The sequence below is a fragment of the Thermanaeromonas sp. genome (assembly GCF_021890735.1).
Taxonomy (GTDB): Bacteria; Bacillota; DSM-521; order Neomoorellales; family Neomoorellaceae; genus Thermanaeromonas.
Map to the genome: position 1 here is coordinate 15,277 of NZ_JAKKUR010000010.1, position 19,118 is coordinate 34,394.

Annotated in this window: 20 protein-coding genes; 18 read left to right on the forward strand and 2 right to left on the reverse strand. The window is 52.2% G+C overall.

The window, feature by feature from the left end:
- Window positions 1–8: 8 nt before the first annotated feature.
- The 5 genes from L5656_RS03615 (at window position 9) to accC (ending at window position 5,341) form a co-directional block, all read left to right on the forward strand.
- Window positions 9–542: a stage III sporulation protein AF gene (locus tag L5656_RS03615; protein ID WP_297199153.1), complete on the forward strand. Its 534-nt coding sequence runs from the start codon at window positions 9–11 to the stop codon at window positions 540–542.
- A gap of 25 nt (window positions 543–567) precedes the next feature.
- The gene (locus L5656_RS03620) at window positions 568–1,164 is read left to right on the forward strand and encodes a hypothetical protein (RefSeq protein WP_297199156.1); all 597 of its coding nucleotides are present in this window, start codon (window positions 568–570) and stop codon (window positions 1,162–1,164) included.
- Between the two features lie 14 nt (window positions 1,165–1,178).
- Entirely contained in the window at window positions 1,179–1,793 is a 615-nt protein-coding gene (locus L5656_RS03625; protein ID WP_297199159.1) for a SpoIIIAH-like family protein, read from the forward strand.
- Window positions 1,794–2,114: 321 nt separating this feature from the next.
- The gene (gene accB, locus L5656_RS03630; protein WP_297199162.1) at window positions 2,115–3,989 is read left to right on the forward strand and encodes an acetyl-CoA carboxylase biotin carboxyl carrier protein; all 1,875 of its coding nucleotides are present in this window, start codon (window positions 2,115–2,117) and stop codon (window positions 3,987–3,989) included.
- A gap of 8 nt (window positions 3,990–3,997) precedes the next feature.
- On the forward strand, window positions 3,998–5,341 hold the full coding sequence (gene accC / locus L5656_RS03635) for an acetyl-CoA carboxylase biotin carboxylase subunit (RefSeq protein ID WP_297199165.1): 1,344 nt from the start codon (window positions 3,998–4,000) through the stop codon (window positions 5,339–5,341).
- 45 nt (window positions 5,342–5,386) lie between these two features.
- Here accC and L5656_RS03640 read toward each other — a convergent pair whose 3' ends face one another.
- Window positions 5,387–6,136, reverse strand: a complete 750-nt coding sequence (locus L5656_RS03640) for an SIR2 family NAD-dependent protein deacylase (protein ID WP_366017846.1) — start codon at window positions 6,134–6,136, stop codon at window positions 5,387–5,389.
- Between the two features lie 240 nt (window positions 6,137–6,376).
- Between L5656_RS03640 and L5656_RS03645 the strand changes: the two genes are divergently transcribed.
- The 5 genes from L5656_RS03645 to L5656_RS03665 are packed head-to-tail and all read left to right on the forward strand — an operon-like array spanning window position 6,377 to window position 8,982.
- On the forward strand, window positions 6,377–6,787 hold the full coding sequence (locus L5656_RS03645) for an Asp23/Gls24 family envelope stress response protein (RefSeq protein WP_297199170.1): 411 nt from the start codon (window positions 6,377–6,379) through the stop codon (window positions 6,785–6,787).
- An 18-nt stretch (window positions 6,788–6,805) separates the two neighbouring features.
- Complete coding sequence (gene amaP / locus L5656_RS03650; RefSeq protein ID WP_297199173.1) at window positions 6,806–7,348, forward strand: alkaline shock response membrane anchor protein AmaP; 543 nt, start codon at window positions 6,806–6,808, stop codon at window positions 7,346–7,348.
- Window positions 7,349–7,361: 13 nt separating this feature from the next.
- A complete protein-coding gene (locus L5656_RS03655) occupies window positions 7,362–7,583 on the forward strand; it encodes a DUF2273 domain-containing protein (protein WP_297199175.1) in 222 nt (73 codons plus the stop codon).
- A complete protein-coding gene (gene nusB, locus L5656_RS03660; RefSeq protein ID WP_297199178.1) occupies window positions 7,553–8,026 on the forward strand; it encodes a transcription antitermination factor NusB in 474 nt (157 codons plus the stop codon). Before L5656_RS03655 ends, nusB begins: the two co-directional genes overlap by 31 nt.
- Before the next feature lie 2 nt (window positions 8,027–8,028).
- Complete coding sequence (locus L5656_RS03665; protein WP_297199181.1) at window positions 8,029–8,982, forward strand: O-sialoglycoprotein endopeptidase; 954 nt, start codon at window positions 8,029–8,031, stop codon at window positions 8,980–8,982.
- On the opposite strand, the gene L5656_RS03670 is transcribed toward L5656_RS03665, so the two are convergent.
- Window positions 8,979–10,157 (reverse strand): MFS transporter, encoded by a 1,179-nt coding sequence (locus L5656_RS03670; RefSeq protein ID WP_297199184.1) that lies wholly within the window; start codon window positions 10,155–10,157, stop codon window positions 8,979–8,981. The genes L5656_RS03665 and L5656_RS03670 overlap by 4 nt on opposite strands.
- A 201-nt stretch (window positions 10,158–10,358) precedes the next feature.
- On the opposite strand from L5656_RS03670, the gene L5656_RS03675 reads away from it, so the two are divergent.
- The 8 genes from L5656_RS03675 to dxs all read left to right on the forward strand — a co-directional run bounded on the left by L5656_RS03675 (window position 10,359) and on the right by dxs (window position 19,116).
- Window positions 10,359–11,204 carry a sulfide/dihydroorotate dehydrogenase-like FAD/NAD-binding protein gene (locus L5656_RS03675; RefSeq protein WP_297199188.1) on the forward strand — a complete coding sequence of 282 codons (846 nt, stop codon included), beginning with the start codon at window positions 10,359–10,361 and terminating at the stop codon, window positions 11,202–11,204.
- A gap of 17 nt (window positions 11,205–11,221) precedes the next feature.
- Window positions 11,222–12,604, forward strand: coding sequence for an NADPH-dependent glutamate synthase (gltA, locus tag L5656_RS03680; protein WP_366017847.1), 1,383 nt, complete (start codon window positions 11,222–11,224; stop codon window positions 12,602–12,604).
- A complete protein-coding gene (gene folD / locus L5656_RS03685) occupies window positions 12,597–13,442 on the forward strand; it encodes a bifunctional methylenetetrahydrofolate dehydrogenase/methenyltetrahydrofolate cyclohydrolase FolD (protein WP_297199193.1) in 846 nt (281 codons plus the stop codon). The genes gltA and folD overlap by 8 nt, the downstream gene beginning before the upstream one ends.
- Window positions 13,436–14,674: an exodeoxyribonuclease VII large subunit gene (gene xseA, locus L5656_RS03690; protein ID WP_297199195.1), complete on the forward strand. Its 1,239-nt coding sequence runs from the start codon at window positions 13,436–13,438 to the stop codon at window positions 14,672–14,674. Before folD ends, xseA begins: the two co-directional genes overlap by 7 nt.
- A complete protein-coding gene (gene xseB / locus L5656_RS03695) occupies window positions 14,653–14,892 on the forward strand; it encodes an exodeoxyribonuclease VII small subunit (protein WP_297199197.1) in 240 nt (79 codons plus the stop codon). Before xseA ends, xseB begins: the two co-directional genes overlap by 22 nt.
- 4 nt (window positions 14,893–14,896) lie before the next feature.
- Window positions 14,897–15,784, forward strand: coding sequence for a polyprenyl synthetase family protein (locus L5656_RS03700; protein WP_297199199.1), 888 nt, complete (start codon window positions 14,897–14,899; stop codon window positions 15,782–15,784).
- Window positions 15,785–16,648: 864 nt separating this feature from the next.
- Entirely contained in the window at window positions 16,649–17,245 is a 597-nt protein-coding gene (locus L5656_RS03705; protein WP_297199202.1) for a hypothetical protein, read from the forward strand.
- Complete coding sequence (gene dxs / locus L5656_RS03710) at window positions 17,242–19,116, forward strand: 1-deoxy-D-xylulose-5-phosphate synthase (protein ID WP_297199204.1); 1,875 nt, start codon at window positions 17,242–17,244, stop codon at window positions 19,114–19,116. Before L5656_RS03705 ends, dxs begins: the two co-directional genes overlap by 4 nt.
- Window positions 19,117–19,118 lie beyond the last annotated feature (2 nt).

The window sequence follows — 19,118 nt, forward strand, 5'->3', positions numbered from 1 at the left end:
TAAACTTTTTGCTAGAGGTAATCGGGGAAATAGTTAGGCAGGTAGCCCTCATCGCCCTTTTGGCGGGCTTAATGGAGATGATGCTTCCGCAGCAGGCTTTAAGTAAATACGTGCGCTTGGTTCTCGGTTTATTTGTTATCGTGGCCATCCTTTCGCCTTTGGCGGAAAGTTTTAGTCGGGGTAAAGCTTTGGAAGTCATGTCTTGGGATCTGAGGCCCGGTAGTGAGCTGGAGTTTAAGGTGTCGGAAGGGGTAATGGCCGGAAGTACAGAAGGGACTGCCTTGGAAATTTTTCAGAAAAGGCTATCCAGCCAGATGCGCACTCTTGTGGCTTTGATACCGGGAATTAAGGATATAGAAGTACAGGTAGAGGTGGAGCCAGGGAGCCCGCATAATACGAAAATACGCCGTGTACATGTCTCCGTGGTCTTGGATAAGGAGGCTAGCCCTGAAGAGGTAGAAGCAAGAATCCGGCAGACTTTAGCTTACTTTTATGGTGTGGACCCGGAGGCAGCGGATATTGATATGCTGCCCGGCGAGTAAAAATAGCGCAGAAGGGGGTGAAGTGGTGCCGCAAGAGGACCGGTTAAAGGGATGGCGCCTGCCGGGTAAACCTCCCTGGTACCTGTGGGCAGCTGTAGGATTGCTGGTACTGGGCAGTATTTTTTTGAGCCTGGGTCACATGCTGGAGCCTAAATCCAGGAGCCAGGCACCGCGTTCACCAGATCAAGGGGAAGGCCAAAACCAAGAAAGCGAGCTCTTTACCTTTGCCAGGGCTTTGGAGACAGAGCTCCAGACTATTTTAGAACAAGTAGAAGGTGCCGGGAAAGTAAAGGTCAGTGTATCGTTATCTTCTACACCCCTCAAGCAATACGCTACCAATACAAGGGCAACCAGACGTAGTACGGAAGAAAAAGATAAGAGCGGTGTGAGCAGGGTAACCACAGAGACGAACGAAGACGGCCAGCTAGTACTAGCCCGTACCAGCACCGTCCAGGGAGAAGAACCGGTGGTGGTGAGGGAGTCTAAGCCGCAAATCCAGGGAGTAATAGTGGTGGCAGAAGGGGGTAATGATCCCTTGGTTCGGTCACGGCTTACTGAAGCTGTGCAGACTTTATGGGGCCTTGCTCCCCACCAAGTTCAGGTTTTACCCATGCGCAAGTGAAAGGAGTGGGGACTGTGATAAAAATTAACGATAAAATGAGGGTGCTGGTTGCTTTAGTGCTGACCTTTGGGGTGCTAGCCTATCTCCTTCACGGAGACCAGCAGGCTGTTCAAAGCAGCCCGGCAGATACACCGGCGGAAGGTCCGGCCCGCGAGCTCAGCGGTTTAGAAAAAACCGGAGGAACTACTCAAACAACATCTCCTGCCTCTTCAGGGGCGAAGACAGACATAAAGGCAGAGGACATTTTAAAGAGTGCTACGGAGAAGGCCGGGCAAGGAGGTACAGCCTTTTTTGTAGAGTACCGGTTGGAGAGGGACCGGCGGCGTAGCCAACAGATAGATATGTTAAAACAAATTATAGATAATCCCAACGCACCGGGTGACAGCAAGCAAGAAGCCCAGAAACGTTTAGTAGATCTTACCAAACAGATGGACCTAGAGCTCCAGCTGGAAAAGCTTATTGTAGCAAAAGGATATAAGGAAGCCGCAGTATTCATTCAACCCCAGGCTGTGAATGTAGTAGTAATGGCGGAAAAACTTACCGAGGAGGATGCCAACAAAATCGGAGACCTGGTTTCCCGTTCTACCGGGCGTCCCCGGGAGCAGATAAGTATTATTCCTCAAAAGTGAAGCTGGCTACTGAGGTTCCCCAAGGCCACTTCTAGGTACCTCAGGAGCAAGAATAGGGCGGGCTGATGCCCGCTTATATTTTTGACCGGAAAGCCCACCGGATTTTTCTACCATCCGTGCACGTTGGGATAAGTGGAGGAAGCAGGTTTTGGCAGCCCTCCCAATCAAGTGCCAGGAGGGCTACAAATATAATGTATACTTGCCTCCTATATATTGCGCCACGTAATAAACCTCTTATATAATAGGGCAAGATGCAGAGGGGCCAAAAAGGCAACTTCCTTGTAAGGAAGACTAAGGATTTTCAAGGAGGTTTTGACACCCTTGGGAGTTAGGATAACGGATACTACCTTGCGTGACGGTCACCAAAGCCTTTGGGCCACGAGGATGGCTACCAAAGACATGATTCCTATACTAGAGAAGCTGGACAGTGTGGGCTACCATTCCTTGGAAGTATGGGGTGGCGCTACCTTCGATGTTTGTTTGCGCTATTTAGATGAGGACCCTTGGGAGCGCTTGCGTACTATAAAGCGGTACGTCAAGCGTACACCCCTGCAGATGCTCTTGCGGGGCCAGTCTTTAGTGGGGTACCAGCATTACCCGGATGACGTGGTGGCTGCCTTTATAGGCCGGGCGGTTTCCAACGGTATTGATATCATTCGCATTTTTGACGCTTTAAACGATCTGCGCAACATGGAGTTTCCTATAAGAGTAGCCAAGAAAGAGGGAGCCCACGTGCAGGGCGCCGTAGTATATACCATAAGCCCCGTGCACACCATAGAACATTTTTTGGATGTAGCGCGACAGCTTGAGGAGATGGGGGTAGATTCCATCTGCATCAAGGATATGGCAGGATTGCTTGCTCCCCCCGTGGCCTATGAGCTGGTGAAACTTTTTAAAGAAAATTTAAAGGTACCCGTACAGTTGCACAGTCATTATATTGGGGGTCTGGCTTTAGGCAGTTATCTGGAGGCGGCCCGGGCCGGTGTGGACATCGTAGATACAGCCTCTTGCCCCTTGGCCTTTGGGGCTTCGCAGCCTCCGGTAGAAACCGTGGTAAGGGCTCTCGCCGGTACGCCTTATGATACAGGGCTTGATTTAGAGTTGCTTTTTGAAATAGCTGAGTACTTCGATGGAGTACGGCGGGAGTTGGGCTATGAACGCGGGGTTACCCGCCTCAGTGACATGTGGGTTTTTCAGCACCAGGTTCCTGGAGGGATGATCTCCAATCTTGTAAACCAGCTTAAAGAACAGAAAGCAGCCCACCGCATTAATGAGGTTTTAAGAGAGATACCGCGGGTCAGAGCAGAGTTAGGCTATCCGCCTTTGGTGACACCTACCAGCCAGATTGTAGGAACCCAGGCTGTACTTAACGTTTTGCTGGGTGAAAGGTATAAAGTGGTACCGGAAGAGGTTAAAAATTACGTGCGGGGATTTTACGGCCGTCCTCCAGCTCCCGTAGACGAGGAGGTAAAACGGAGGATAATCGGCGATGAAGAGCCCATCACAGGCCGGCCCGCCGACTATCTTCCACCTAGATTAGAAGAAGCCAGGCGGGAGATAGGGGACCTGGCTGAAAGCGAAGAAGATGTAATTTCCTATGCTTTGTTCCCCCAGGTGGCCAGGAAATTCTTGGAAGACAGAAAAGCCGGCAGGCTAAACCCCGGGCGGAGAGAGGAGAAAAAAGCGGAGAAAAAAGAAGAAGGAACAAGGTCCCAAGGGCAAATAGATGTTAGAGAGGTGAAAAAGGATATGAACTTAAAGGATATAGTGGAGCTTATCAGGGCTTTGGAAGAGACTGGGGTAACGGAGCTTAACCTGGAAAGCGAAGGCGTTAAGGTCAGTATAAAGCGGGGCGGCGGTACAGAGCCTTCGGTTTCCATAAAGTCTAGTGTAGCCTCTGAACAACCAGCTTCTTCTCCCGCTAAGGAAGAAGCTTCTCCTTCACCGGCTGCTGAGATAGTAGAAGTGAGGGCACCTCTGGTAGGTACCTTTTATCGTGCTCCTGCTCCGGATGCCCCACCCTTTGTGGAGGTTGGAAGTCGGGTTAAACCCGGGCAGACCTTGTGTATAATTGAAGCCATGAAGTTGATGAACGAAATTACTGCAGAAGTGGCCGGGCGTGTGGTTGAGATCCTGGTGGAAAACGGCCAACCCGTAGAATATGGCCAAGTTCTATTCCGCCTGGAAAAGGAGTAGAGGTACTCGTGTTCAAGAAGGTGCTTATTGCTAACCGCGGCGAGATTGCTGTGCGTGTTATTCGCGCTTGCCGTGAGCTGGGCATCAAGACTGTGGCCATTTACTCTGAAGCAGACCGCAATTCTTTACATGTTAGATTGGCCGACGAAGCAATATGCATAGGTCCTCCACCCGCTACACGCAGCTACTTAAACATTCCCAGCATTATCGCGGCAGCACAGGTGACCGGAGTTGAGGCCATTCATCCCGGTTACGGCTTTTTAGCCGAGAACGCCTATTTCGCCGAGATGTGCTCTACTTCCGGTTTGACCTTCATAGGTCCACCAGCACAAGCCATCCAGCTTATGGGGGATAAAGCCCGGGCCCGGGAGACGATGAAAGCGGCGGGTGTACCGGTGGTGCCGGGTTCTGAAGGGGTAGTTACGGAAGTGGAGCAGGCCCTAGCTCTAGCGGAAGATATCGGGTATCCCGTGATTGTTAAAGCTGCGGCAGGTGGTGGCGGACGGGGAATGCGGGTGGCCCAGAACCCTTCCGAATTGCGGCAAGCTGTTCAGGTAGCCCGGCAGGAAGCCGAGGCAGCTTTCGGTAACGGACATGTTTATCTAGAAAAGTATATTGAAGAACCCCGGCATATCGAGTTTCAAATTTTAGGAGATACCCATGGCCATATCGTTCATCTAGGAGAGAGGGATTGTTCCATCCAGCGCCGCCACCAAAAAATATTAGAAGAGGCTCCTTCTACTGCCTTAACGCCGGAGCTGCGCCAAGAGATGGGAGAAGCGGCTATAAAGGCTGCGGCGGCCGTTGGGTACTACGGCGCGGGTACAGTGGAGTTTTTGCTGGATAAATACGGTCGTTATTACTTCATTGAGATGAATACCCGTATCCAGGTAGAACACCCTGTTACCGAAGCGGTTACAGGCATCGATCTCGTCAAGGCCCAGATTCTCATTGCAGCAGGAGAAAAGTTACCCTACAGGCAAGAGGATGTTGAAATACGGGGGCACGCTTTGGAGTGCCGGATAAACGCTGAAGACCCGGCCCATAACTTCCGGCCTTCGCCAGGCCGGGTGGAAAAATACCATGCTCCGGGTGGTTTCGGCATCCGGGTGGATAGTGCCCTGTACTCGGGGTATGAGATACCCCCTTACTACGACTCTCTTATAGCGAAAGTCATCGCCTGGGCTCCTACCCGGGAGGAAGCTATAGCCAGGATGCGAAGCGCCTTGCAGGAGATGATTGTCGAAGGCGTGCCTACCACCATCCCCTTTCACCTTAAGATATTGGACAACGCTTTCTTCCGCCGGGGAGAGGTGTACACCAACTTCATCCAACGCCGCCTGGTGGATTAAATTTGGCGGCGTTTGGGCCCGGCTACGGGTTAATTTTAGGGACCGTTAGTTTTCGCCAAGGTGTTTTAAGAGTTCGGATAGAAATCTTCCGGCTTGCTCATAAACTACCACTTCGGCCTTATAATCCCATGGCGTGGGTTCTTTATTTATTATTACCAGCCTCGAGGCAAGACGCGGTAAATCGGCGACAGGATAGACTTGTAAGCTGCTCCCGACCACCACTAGGGTATCGCAGTCTTTCATTTCTTGCAGGGCCTTATAGTAATCTTCACTCATGGGATCTTCGAAAAGTACCACGTCTGGCCGTAACATCCCGTGGCACAAAAAGCACTTAGGCGGGTTGACTCCTTGATTAAATTGCTCAATAAGCTCGTTGAACGGGTAGCTTCTGCCGCATTCCAGGCAGTGACAGGTTCGAAGATGTCCGTGTACTTCCCACACTTTCTTAGAACCTGCCCTCTGATGCAAGCCGTCTATGTTTTGAGTGATGATTCCATAAATAAGACCTTTTTCTTCTAGCTTAGCCAGTGCAAAGTGGGTGGCATTTGGTTTGGCTTGTAGATAGCCTGACCAGCGCGGGAGATTAAAGCGGTAAAATTCTTCAGGGTTGGACAGTAGGGCCGTAACGCTGGCTTTTTCCATAGGGTTATACTTTTGCCACAGACCTGTGCCCTGGCTCCTATAGTCAGGGATGCCACTTTCGGTACTGGCACCGGCACCGGTGAGAGCTAGAGTTTTGCGTGAGTCCTTTAATATCCTAGCTACATCTTTTACAAGTGCTTCCAAAAAGTTCACCTCCCTCGTTGAATAGTATACCTTTGCGGCAATTTCTCTTGTCTTATTCGACGGAGCCAACTCGTTTCCTCCTTCGCCGGGTTAATGGACGCGTGCCGCATTAGGCTACCTATGCGCTGTTCATCTTTTTAGCGGGCCGTAAGAAAAAGGCTAAGAACTGAGCATATCTCAAAATATTGTAGGAGCTGGTCAGCTCTGGTATAATGGAAAGGAAATCTGGGAAAGGCAGGTGCTTACTTGATGGAACCTACTAAAACTGCATCGACACCTGAGGTATCGACTGAATTGGGCTCCATTAGGATTGCAGATGAAGTGGTGGCTATTATTGCTGGTCTTGCGGCTACAGAGGTAGAAGGCGTAGCCGGGATGAGCGGCGGTATTGCCGGCGGTATAGCCGAAATGCTGGGAAGGAAAAACCTTTCTAAAGGGGTAAAGGTAGAAGTAGGAGAAAAGGAAGCAGCGGTGGATCTTTTCGTCATTGTAGACTACGGAGTACGGATACCGGATGTAGCCATAAAGATCCAGGAACGGGTAAAAAGGTCGATTGAAAGCATGACCGGTCTTAGGGTAGTAGAAGTCAATGTTCACGTCCAAGGAGTAGCTTTCCCCCACGAGAAGGCACCCGAAGAAGAGACGAGCCGGGTGCGGTAGAGGGAGGCTGGTCGTCAAGTGCTTCTTTTTGAACGGGCGGTCCTCGCCCTTTATTCATTATTAGTGGGCGCTTTAAGTTTGAGTTTTCTTCTTACCAGTGCGGGATGGACGGTTCTTCTCGACCTGTACGAGTACACCCTTACCAGAACCGACTACCGGGTGATAGGAGCTATAATAGCGGCAGGTATGTTCTTGGTGTCTTGGCGTTTTTTCTGGTCGAGTTTAAAGGTGCCCCGTAAGAAAGTAGACCAGGTTATCATCCACCGGGCAGAAGAAGGGGAGGTTACCATAAGTTCTACGGCCTTAGAGCAGTTGGTCATAAGGGGGGCGCGGCAGGTCAAAGGACTCCGGGAGGTTAAGCCTTACCTTAAACTTTTGCCCGAGGGGGTATCCATATCCTTAGAGGTGACCGCAAGCCCCGACCAGAATTTACCCGCCCTAGCTCAGGAGCTCCAGAATAATGTGCGTCGGTATGTAACCAGCACGGCAGGCCTTGAGATCCTGGAAGTACGTATTTCGGTTAACGGTATCGCTTATGAAACAGTAAGGCGTGTGGATTAGGAGTGAGGCAGGATTGGGTAAGGATGAACTGCTAAAAATATGGCGTGAACACCGGGGAAAGATTTTAGGCCTTGCACTGGGACTGCTTTTCGGGCTTGCTGTAGCTGCGTGGGGGCTCCTTAAAACGTTGTTTATCGTTTTTTGCATGATGGTAGGCTACTTTATAGGCCGTGGTCTTGACGGCGGGCAAGGCTGGTCGGGTTGGTGGGAGCGCATCTTGCGCAGGCGCTGGTAGAAAGGGGTGTAGTTTACCGCTTGAGCCGGAGAAAGGCTAGGCGCAGGGTATTACAGGCTTTGTTCGCTGCCGATATCGCTCGCATTTCGGGAGAGGCTGCGCTAGAGCAGGTACTTGAAGGTAAAAGCCTTGGCCCCGGGGACATCTCCTTTGCCCAAAAGTTGGTCCGGGGTGTGGAGGAAAACAGGGAGAAACTAGATGAGTTATTGGATAAATACGCTATAGGTTGGCCGGTAGAGCGCATGTCGGTAGTGGACCGAAATATTTTGCGCCTGGGACTTTACGAGCTCATGTTTTTGCAGGAGGAGATTCCTCCTTCTGTGGCCATAAATGAAGCCGTGGAATTGGCCAAGATTTTTAGCAGTGAAGAGGCTTCCGCCTTTGTGAATGGGATTTTAGATACTATCCGTCGGGATCTGGAAGAGGGTAGGGTAGGGATGTAGAAGTGGCTGTCCTGGGTATTGATACTAGTTGCTATACTACGGCGGTAGCTGTAGTGGACGCACAAGGAAGGCTTCTTTTTGAAGACCGCCGGTTGCTGCGGGTCCCCGAAGGAGAATATGGCCTGCAGCAATCCATGGCGGTTTTTCAACATATTGGAAACCTTCCCGAGCTTTTGCTTCGTGCCTTTGAAATTGTTTCCCCCAAAAAGCTCCATGCCGTGGCTGCATCTATAAAGCCACGACCGGTCCCCGGTTCTTACATGCCCGTTTTTACAGTTTCCGCCAACCAGGGACGCATACTTTCGGCCGCCCTGGGAGTCCCGTTCTGGCCCACTACCCACCAGGAGGGCCACCTGCGCGCCGGCCTCTGGTCGGCGGGTTTTAGTCCCCGGGGACCTTTTATAGCCGTTCATCTTTCCGGGGGAACTTCAGAAGTATTGCTGGCGGAACCCCAAAAGGGAGGGGTAAAGTTAAAAAAGGTTGGCGGTACTACGGACCTTAATGCCGGGCAGTTTATAGACCGTATAGGGGTGCTTCTGGGTCTACCCTTCCCTGCCGGTCCACACCTGGAAGAGCTAGCCCGTGGGGCAGGACCTGGAACAGAGGAAGTAGCTCTGCCTTCTGCGGTACGTGGTTACGATTTTAGTTTTTCGGGACCGGCCTCCCACGCGGAACGCCTTATCCAGCAAGGTGCCCGGCCTGCGGCAGTTGCCCGGGCGGTGGAAAGGTGTATCGCTAACACCCTGGAGAAGGTTTTACGGCCTTTAATAGAGGAAACGGGATACCGGGACGTCCTTTTTGTTGGTGGGGTTGCCGCCAACCTTTTCCTGCGAGAGCGCCTCCGGCACCGGTTGGAACACCGGGCCGTAGGCGGAAGGCTTTATTTTGCCCAACCGCAACACAGTACGGACAATGCCATTGGAGTAGCCTTGTTGGGGTTGGAGGGAGCGGGTTAGGCTGAAAGTGCCCTGCGCACATCCGGCAGGAAAAGGCCCAAGATGAGGGCTGCGACGGGTAATACGCTCATCAAGGAGAGGGTTTGCGGTACCCCTACGGTATCGGCTATCGCTCCGAGAATAGTTAATCCCAGCCCGCCCGTACCTACAGCAAACCCGATCATCAACCCTGATGCGATGCCGACGTGCCCAGGCATGAGATTCTGGGCTAAGACAATGGAGGGAGAAAAACTGGAGATCAAGACGAAGCCCGATACGGCTACCAGCGGGTAAAGCCAGGGGGGCCGGACATGGGGTAGAAGGAATACTAACGGTATCATAAAAGCCATCGAAAGGAGAATAAGGCGCCGCGGGCCCCAACGGTCGGCTAAATGTCCTCCCACCAAGGTCCCCAGGGCACCGGCTACAAGGAATATTCCGAGAAGATTGCTCGAGAATACGGGATCTCCTCCGAGGTAATTAGTAAAATAAAAGGGTATATAGAAGGTCATACCGGCATGGAGCCAGGAGCGGAGTATCACTATGATCAGAAGGAGCATTAAGGCCTTGGTGCCTCTACCATGCAGTCCGTCCGCTTTCCTATACACTGACCCCGGAGAAGGCGGGGAAACATTGGTTACGGTTTTGCCTAGAGATGGCAGGGAATACCATAAATACGCGGCAAGGAGGCCGGTTGGGAAAAGTAAAAGGGGAGAAGACTTGGTTCCCCCATGGCTAAGGAGAAACGCAGCTACCAAAGGCCCGAGGCCGAACCCCAGGTTTCCTCCGACGGAGAAGATGGCCATAGAGCTGGCTTGGTGCTCACCGCTGAGGTGGTGGGCCGTCTTGGAGGCCTCGGGATGGTAACTTGCAATTCCCAGGCCGCTTAAGAAGACAGCGAAAAGCAGGGTGAGGTAGTTGGGGGCCCAGCCTGCAATGGCCATACCCAGTGCGGCTAAAAAGCAACCAGTGGGAAGCATCCAGCGGCTTTCCCTGCGGTCCGACCAAAAACCGAAAAGAGGCTGGATTACCGAGGAACTGAAATTAGAGATAAAGGCCACCAGGCTTGCGGCAGTATAGGAAAGCATAAATTGTTCTTTGTAGACGGCCAGGAAGATGGGCAGAAGGCCTTGATTAAGATCAGTGAGGAGATGGCCTAAACTGAGAAGGTAAAGAAAACGTCTTTTCTGTTTCATGAGGCTACCCCCGTATCTTTAAATGATATTAGAGCTCAATTTTGAAGGGGTCAAGGGCTGGCTCGGCGGGCTAAATTTATTAAATCGGGTATTTAAGGGATTGTCTTCAGGTTTTTTAGATAGTCTTAAGCAGGAATATGCTTTTTTAAGCCGAAATATTAAACGGATATGGCAGTCACCAAGGGAGGTGTGGTAGGTTAAGTGTACCGTATAGTGAAGAAAAAAGAATTGGCCAAAAATATTAAGCTTATAGAAGTAGAAGCCCCTATGGTTGCCGCTAAAGCGGCAGCCGGGCAGTTTGTTATTCTGCGTATAGATGAACCGGGAGAGCGTATACCCCTAACCATTGCCGATTTTAACCGGGAGCAAGGCACTATTACTATGATTTTTCAGGAAGTTGGGTATACGACCCGCAAGCTAGGAGAATTAAAGGAAGGGGATTTTCTAGCCGACTTTGTGGGGCCTTTGGGGCAACCCTCAGAGATCGAAAAGTACGGCCGGGTGGTGTGCGTAGGTGGTGGCGTGGGAGTAGCGCCCGTGTACCCTATAGCCCGAGCCTTGAAGGAAGCCGGTAATGAAGTAATATCCATCATAGGAGCTCGTAACCGTGAGCTGCTGATTCTGGAGGAGGAGATGCGGGCTGTTTCTGATGAACTCCTGGTGGCCACAGACGACGGGTCCTATGGCCGGAAAGGATTTGTTACGGAACTTTTGGATGAGGTGTTACGCCGTAACGGGCGGGTGGACAGGGTCTGGGCCATCGGGCCTGTAGTCATGATGCGTGCTGTGGCGGAGGTCACAAGACCCTTTGGGATACCTACTATTGTGAGCATGAATCCCATCATGGTGGACGGTACGGGCATGTGCGGGGCCTGCCGGGTAAGTGTGGGCGGTGAAACGAAATTCGCCTGCGTGGACGGTCCGGAATTCGACGCACACCTTGTAGACTGGGACTTGGCTTTGCGGAGGCTAAATATGTATCGCGAAGAAGAAGCCCAAGCCCTGGCTTACCATTCAGGCGAAGGGGGGAATTGCCGGTGCCAGTAAGCCTAAAGAAGACCCCCATGCCTTGCCAGCCACCGGAGGAGCGCATTCGTAATTTCCAGGAGGTTGCCCTGGGTTATACAGAAGAGCAGGCCAGGATGGAGGCAGAAAGGTGTCTGCAGTGCAAGAAGGCACCTTGCCGTCAGGGTTGTCCGGTAGAAATAGATATTCCGGCCTTTATCAACTTTATAAAACAGGGAGACTTTGAGAGTGCTATCAAAAAAATAAAGGAAAAGAATAACCTTCCGGCTATATGCGGCAGGGTCTGCCCTCAGGAAAACCAGTGTGAAAAATACTGTACGCTATCTAAGAAAGGCGAACCTGTGGCCATCGGGAGGTTGGAGCGTTTCGTTGCCGATTACGAGTTGGCCCGTGGAGAAAGTGAGCTACCGACTTTGCCTCCTCCTACCGGTTTTAAGGTGGCAGTCGTCGGTTCAGGGCCGGCTGGGCTTACCGCCGCGGCAGATCTGGCCCGTATGGGGCATAAAGTCACAGTATTTGAAGCCCTTCATGTACCCGGCGGGGTTCTTATGTATGGTATACCCGAATTTCGCCTGCCTAAAAGGATCGTTCAAGCCGAAGTAGACTACATCCGGCGCCTTGGCGTGGAGATACGCACCAACTCTGTAGTAGGAAAAATGGTGACGGTGGATGAGCTTTTAGAGAACGGTTATGATGCAGTATTCATCGGCACCGGTGCAGGGCTTCCCTACTTTATGGGCATTCCCGGAGAGAATTTACTGGGTGTGTACTCGGCCAACGAATTTCTTACCCGTACCAACCTGATGAAGGCCTACCTTTTCCCGCAGTATCTTACCCCTATTAAGGTCGGTGAGAGGGTGGCGGTCATCGGCGCGGGTAATGTGGCCATGGATGCCGCCCGTACGGCCTTACGCTTAGGGGCCAAAAAATCGATGATAGTTTACCGGCGCTCGGCAGAAGAGATGCCGGCCCGCAAGGAAGAGGTAGAGAATGCCAGGGAGGAAGGAGTAGAGTTCCACTTTTTGACCAGCCCGGTAGAGTTCCACGGTGATGAAGCCGGATGGGTTAAACGCATGACATGTATACGTTACGAACTGGGTGAACCGGATGCCAGCGGCCGGCGCAGGCCCGTTCCCGTCCCGGGATCAGAATATCATATGGAGGCAGATACCGTAGTAATAGCCATCGGTCAAGGCCCCAATCCCCTGGTTCTCCGTACCACCCCTGGCTTGGAGCTAACCAAGAAAGGGACCATCGCGGCCGACGAGGAGACGGGGGCCACTTCCAGGCCGGGCGTCTTCGCCGGAGGGGATATAGTAACCGGCGCGGCTACTGTTATCTTGGCCATGGGCGCAGGGAAGAAGGCCGCCCGGGCCATCGATGCTTATCTTCGAGAAAAGGGGAGGAGAAGCCATGGCTAATATATTGGACGGTAAAAAGATTGCAGCCGAAGTCCGGGAAGAAGTGAAAAGAGAGGTACAAGAGTTAAAGGAGCGCGGTGTCACGCCGGGGTTGGCGGTTATCCTGGTAGGTGACGATCCTGCCTCGCAGGTTTACGTACGCAACAAACACAGGGCTTGTGAAGAAGTAGGCATATATTCTGAAGTGCACAGGCTGGCTGCCAGCACCACCCAAGAAGAGCTTCTAAAGCTTATTGACCAGCTTAACCGTGATCCCCGCATACACGGGATCTTGGTCCAGCTCCCCTTGCCTGACCATATCGACGAAAAGAAGGTCATCGATAGTATAGCTTTAGACAAGGATGTGGACGGTTTCAGTCCCTCTAATGTGGGCAATCTGGTGATAGGAGACAAGTGTTTCTACCCGTGCACACCCCACGGTTGCATGGTTCTATTAGACCGGGCCGGTATTGATCCCAAAGGAAAGAAAGCTGTGGTGGTAGGCCGTAGCAATATCGTAGGCAAGCCCATGGCCATGATGCTTTTAGCCCGCCATGCGACGGTAACCATCTGCCATTCTCGCACGTCCGATCTCGCAGCCGAATGCCGGCAGGCGGATATTCTCGTGGCGGCGGTCGGGAAACCTGAGCTTATTACCGGCGACATGGTCAAAGAAGGTGCGGTAGTCATCGATGTAGGTATAAACCGGCTCCCGGACGGCAGACTGGTCGGGGATGTACATTTTGAGAGCGTAAGTAAGAAGGCTTCTTGGATAACCCCTGTCCCTGGCGGGGTTGGCCCCATGACCATAGCCATGCTACTTAAAAACACGGTGGAGGCTGCCCGGCGGGCGTGTTAAACCGGCAGCGCGTGTTGAGCGTAAGCGAAATCAATCTCTATATCAAGGAATTACTAGATAAGGATGCCCGCCTCAGTAACGTCTGGGTAACAGGCGAGATATCCAACCTTAAATGGCATTCTTCCGGCCACCTTTACTTTAGCTTAAAGGATAGGGCTGCGGCGCTGCGCTGTGTTATGTTCCAGGGCCGCTGCCGCAACTTGAGGCTCAGGCCGGAAAACGGAAAGCAGGTTATAGCGCGAGGATATATCAGCGTATACGAGCGGGATGGCTTGTACCAGCTTTATGTGTTGGACCTTTACCCGGCGGGTATGGGCCTGCTGGAAGCAGCTCTTCAGGAGTTAAAGAAGCGGCTCGAAAAGGAAGGCCTGTTCGATCCCACGCGGAAACGGCCCCTTCCTAAACTCCCGCAGAGGATAGGTTTGGTTACTTCGTTAAATGGGGCAGCCTGGCGGGATGTAGTAACCGTTGTCAGGCGGAGATATCCGGGTATGGGGATTGTCCTGGCCCCCGCTGCTGTACAGGGAGAGACGGCGGTAGAAGAGATAGTGGCTGCTATAGAAAATTTAAACCGGTGGGGGAAGGTAGATGTAATAATTGTGGGCCGCGGGGGCGGTTCAGCAGAAGAGCTTGCGGCCTTTAACACAGAAGAAGTAGCCCGGGCTATTTATGCCTCACGGATACCGGTTATCACTGCCGTGGGCCACGAGACGGATTATACGATAGCCGATCTCGTAGCCGACCGCCGGGCCCCTACCCCTTCTGCGGCTGCGGAGATGGCCGTTCCCGTACGGGACGAACTTGAACGGGAAGTGTTAAAACTTAAGGAGCGGCTTGACCGGAGTGTACTTTATAGGTTACAGCTTATGAAGGAGAAGCTAGAAAGACTGGTCCGGAGCCGGGGCTTAGCCCGGCCTGAACAGGAGATATACTCCCGCCAGCAGTATCTGGATACTTTAGAGCAACGGCTTGAGGCTGCATGGTCCTTGTTATGGCAGGAGAGGCTTACGAAACTTGAACTTTTAACGGCCCGCTTGGAGGCGGCCAGCCCTTTAACCATCTTACGAAGAGGCTATGCTGTTTGCCGGAATTTGCCGGACGGCCGCATCATTCAAGCCAGCAGTGAGGTAAAGCCGGGAGATAGGGTGGAGGTTATCTTGAGGATAGGCGCCCTGCAATGTTTAGTGGAGGAAGTAGAGGGGGAACGGAGTTGGCAAGGGAGAAGGAGTTAACCTTTGAAGAAGCCTTAAGCAAATTGGAATCCGTTGTGCAGGCACTGGAAGGTGGAAACCTTAAATTAGAGGAAGCCCTGGATTATTACCAGGAAGGCATAAAGCTGGTACGCTTTTGCCGGGAGCAGCTCAACAAATTTGAGCACAGGCTTCAGATCTTGATGGCCCGGGAGGATGGCGAACTGGTGGTCCGGCAATTGGAGCTTCCGGAGGTATAAGGTTATGGATTTAGCGAATTATCTCGCCAGTCGCCGGAAGTTGGTAGAAGAAGCCCTTGAGAAGGTGGTTCCGCCACCCGGAGCCTTCCCCTCCATCATACATGAAGCTATGCGTTATAGCCTTTTTGCAGGCGGGAAAAGGCTCAGACCCATACTGGTTTTGGCGGCGGGGGAAGCCGTGGGGTGCCCTGCAGATAAGCTTTTACCTGCGGCCTGTGCGGTGGAACTCCTCCATACTTATTCCCTCATCCACGATGACCTACCGTCCATGGATAACGACGACTACCGGCGGGGCCGCTTAACTTGCCACAAAGTTTACGGTGAAGCTATAGCTATTCTGGCGGGGGATGCTCTGCTTACCGCGGCTTTCGGTGTCTTAGCCGAGGAGGTTCAAGTTGGATGTAGTCCGGAGGCTACTCTGGCTGCTATTCGTGAGCTCGCCCTGGCTGCCGGCAGCCAGGGATTAGTCGGAGGGCAGGTAGTAGATCTTCTCTCCGAGGGGGGCTCTCCGGAAGCAGAGCTGGTAGAATATATTCACCGCCATAAAACGGGCAGCCTTATCCGGGCTTGTGTCCGTATCGGCGGACTTTTGGGAGAAGCAACCCAAGACGAGCTAGAAAGGTTAACTCGTTACGGAGAGGATATCGGACTTGCCTTCCAGATTATAGATGATTTGTTGGATATAGAAGGGGAATTCTATTATACGGGAAAGGCTACGGGAAGTGATGCTAAAAAACAAAAGCTTACTTATCCTGCCTGCTTCGGCATAGAAAAATCGAGGCAAGTGGCCCGGGAACTTGTGGACCGGGCAGCCAGTACTGTAGAGGAATTGGGAGAAAAGGCCTGGCCTTTAAAGGCCATAGCTCATTATATTGTAGAACGCAAAAGCTAATACAAAAAGCTAACAAGTGATAAAGACGCTTAAGTTAAAGCAAGGGCTTGCAAAAGAAAGCTATAATGAAGTACAAGAAGCGTTATTACCTTCTGGTGGGGTTTATTTTTCCTTGCTCCCTGTGGTAAACCGTGGCGGACGATAGCTCTTGTTTCTTTACCTTGCCGAGGAGCTATTATATACCCTATAATACTTGATACCGGGGCTTAAGGCCTAATGGTTCGGTGGGTGGCGCAGTATCCTAGTCAGTACCACCCTTTCTGAAGACGGGCCTAAAAATCCGTCAAGGGCATAGCGATGAAGTTCCTGGTGCTGGCTGCCGACGCCCAGTCGGGGGCTGGTGCTGGGAGTTAAGGAAGGAGGGCGATCTACAAAGGCATGTAGGCGTTGACCCTCCTTCCGCGGAGACCCAAGTGCGTGGGAAAGTCCTCGAAAGCGGGGATGAGTACTATGGCTTGGGGTATAAACCTGCAGTCGGTACAAAGGGTGCTGGCTGCAGCGTAGCCTGCCTTGAGTGGTTGTGGTGGAAACCAGCCTCATCATTGGGGGCTAACGTCAAGGTTGAAACCACAGCTGCAAAAGAGGCTAGGAAAGGGTTGGTGCTGTGGAGGAAAACTCCTAGGCTGTTTACCGCTTCGTTGGTAAGGCCTGCCAGGGATTAAAGTGTGTGCTAAGTGGTGATCCAGCTCTGTATACGGCGACGTTACAGGGCAACCTTTAAAGGGGAACCGCCGCTTACGGCGACGGGCGGTAGGTTGCCGGGAAAACCTGCTGGACCTAAGCCACAACGTTTACCTGGCAGGTTGCCACCCACTGTAGCGGTAAGCGAGCAACAGACCTTTCTTTGGAGGAGAGTTTCGGTATTTGGGGAGTAATAAGACCCGAAAGCGGAGATCTTGGCGGAATGCACTAACCACCGGTATCGGTACTTTTTTTTTGGCCTTAAGCTTGGGTTACTTATCCCAAACCTTCCTTGGGCGGTTGACCTCCCTTCTGGTTTCTTTTACTTTACTAGTAGCAATCATACTTACGGGTATAGCCTTTGATATTTTAGGTATAGCCGTAGCAGCAGCAGTAGAGCCGCCTTTACATGCACGCGCGGCAAGGAAGGTGGCGGGGGCCAAAGAAGCTATCTGGCTCCTCCGCAACGCCGACCGGGTAGCGAGCTTTGCCAACGATGTAGTGGGCGATGTGTGCGCCACCCTTAGCGGTGCCATAGGAGCCAGCATCCTCTTCCGATTGGTGGGAGGATCAACCCAGGATATATGGATAACCACTGCCATGACCGCGGCTATCTCAGCTCTTACCGTTGGAGGTAAAGCGCTGGGTAAAAGTTTTGCCTTGCAGGAGGCTAACGAAATAGTTTTCCGGGTCGGCTGTATTTTGCATTTTTTGGAGAGGATAACAGGGAAAATGTGGGTACCCTCCAACAATCCAAAAAGGAAAGGTAGGGATTCATGAGGATTCTCGATAAAATCAACTCGCCGGAAGATTTGAGAAGTTTAAACCTGAAGCAATTGGAGGTGTTGGCTCAGGAAATACGTGAAGAATTAGTATCTATTGTGTCTAGGACGGGCGGCCACCTGGCCCCTAATCTAGGTGTGGTCGAACTGACCCTAGCCCTGCACATGGTGTTTCATTCGCCCCGGGACAAGATAATTTGGGATGTGGGACACCAGTGCTATGTACACAAGATGCTTACAGGAAGAAGGGAACGATTGTCTACTCTACGTCAGTTTGGGGGCTTGAGCGGTTTTCCTAAAAGGGAAGAAAGCCCCCATGACGTTTTCAATACCGGCCATAGCAGCACCTCGGTATCTGCTGCATTGGGTATGGCCCTGGCCAGGGATTTAAGGGGAGAGGATTTTGAGGTTGTGGCGGTCATCGGAGATGGAGCTTTGACCGGGGGCATGGCCTTTGAAGCCCTAAACCATGCTGGCCACCTTAGGACCCATTTGATCGTGGTATTGAACGATAACGAGATGTCCATATCGGGGCCGATAGGCGGGCTTGCTTCTTATCTTTCTAGGATGCGTACCGACCCCCGTTACTTCCGGAGCAAAGAAGAGCTAGAGCTTATTTTGAAGCGTCTACCCCGATTGGGCCCACATTTTTTGAAATTGATAGAGCGCTTAAAGGATAGCCTTAAATATCTAGTTATCCCCGGTATGCTTTTTGAAGAGCTGGGATTCACTTACCTGGGTCCCATAGACGGGCATAACCTTCTCCAGCTCAAAGAAATACTCAGGCAGGCACGCCGGACTCCGGGTCCGGTGTTAGTGCATGTGGTTACTCGAAAAGGTAAAGGGTACCCTCCGGCGGAAAACCAACCGGAGGTGTTTCACGGGGTAGGACCCTTTGACCCGCACACAGGGAAAATACTACCTTCTCCAGGTCCCGTTACCTTTACATCTGTGTTCGGGGCCGAGCTTGTGCGGCAAGCGGAACAAGATGAACGGATAGTGGCTATTACGGCGGCCATGCCGGACGGGACGGGCCTTACGTCCTTTGCTAGGCGCTTTCCTAATCGCTTTTTTGACGTGGGTATCGCTGAGCAGCACGCCGTTACCTTGGCGGCTGGCTTGGCCACCATGGGTTTCCGGCCTGTAGTGGCCATTTACTCGACTTTTCTCCAGCGGGCTATAGATCAGGTTATTCATGACGTGGCCCTGATGCGTCTTCCGGTTACTTTCATTCTAGACCGGTCAGGGTTGGTAGGAGAGGATGGGGAAACGCATCAAGGCATATTCGATATCGCACTTCTCAGGTGTATTCCGGGTATGGTGCTCATGGCTCCGAAGGATGAGCAGGAACTTAAATGCATGCTGGTGACGGCCCTCCAGGTTGAAGGCCCGGCCGCCATTCGCTACCCGCGGGGTCCGGGGGTAGGAGTCCCTCTGGAGGATCCGGCCCAGCCGTTACCGATCGGTAAGGGGGAAATTTTACGAGAGGGACGGCAAGCGGTGATCGTGGCCATCGGCCCTCTAGTATATGCGGCGCTGAATGCGGCAGAGATCCTGGCTGCGCGCGGGCTCGACATAGGGGTTATCAATGCTCGTTTTATTAAACCTTTAGACAAAGACATGATCGTCGAATGGGCTAAAAAAACTGGGCACCTTGTTACCTTAGAAGAACATGTGGTAGCCGGAGGATTCGGGAGCGCAGTTTTGGAGGCCCTGGCGGAGAGCGGGTGTACGGGCGTAAAGGTTAGAAACCTAGGTATAAGGGATATTTTTGTAGAGCACGGGAAACCTGATATATTGAGAGAAAAATTGGGTCTTACAGCCGCGGGCGTAGCCCAAGCTGTGGAAAGCCTACTTCATGCTCTATAAAC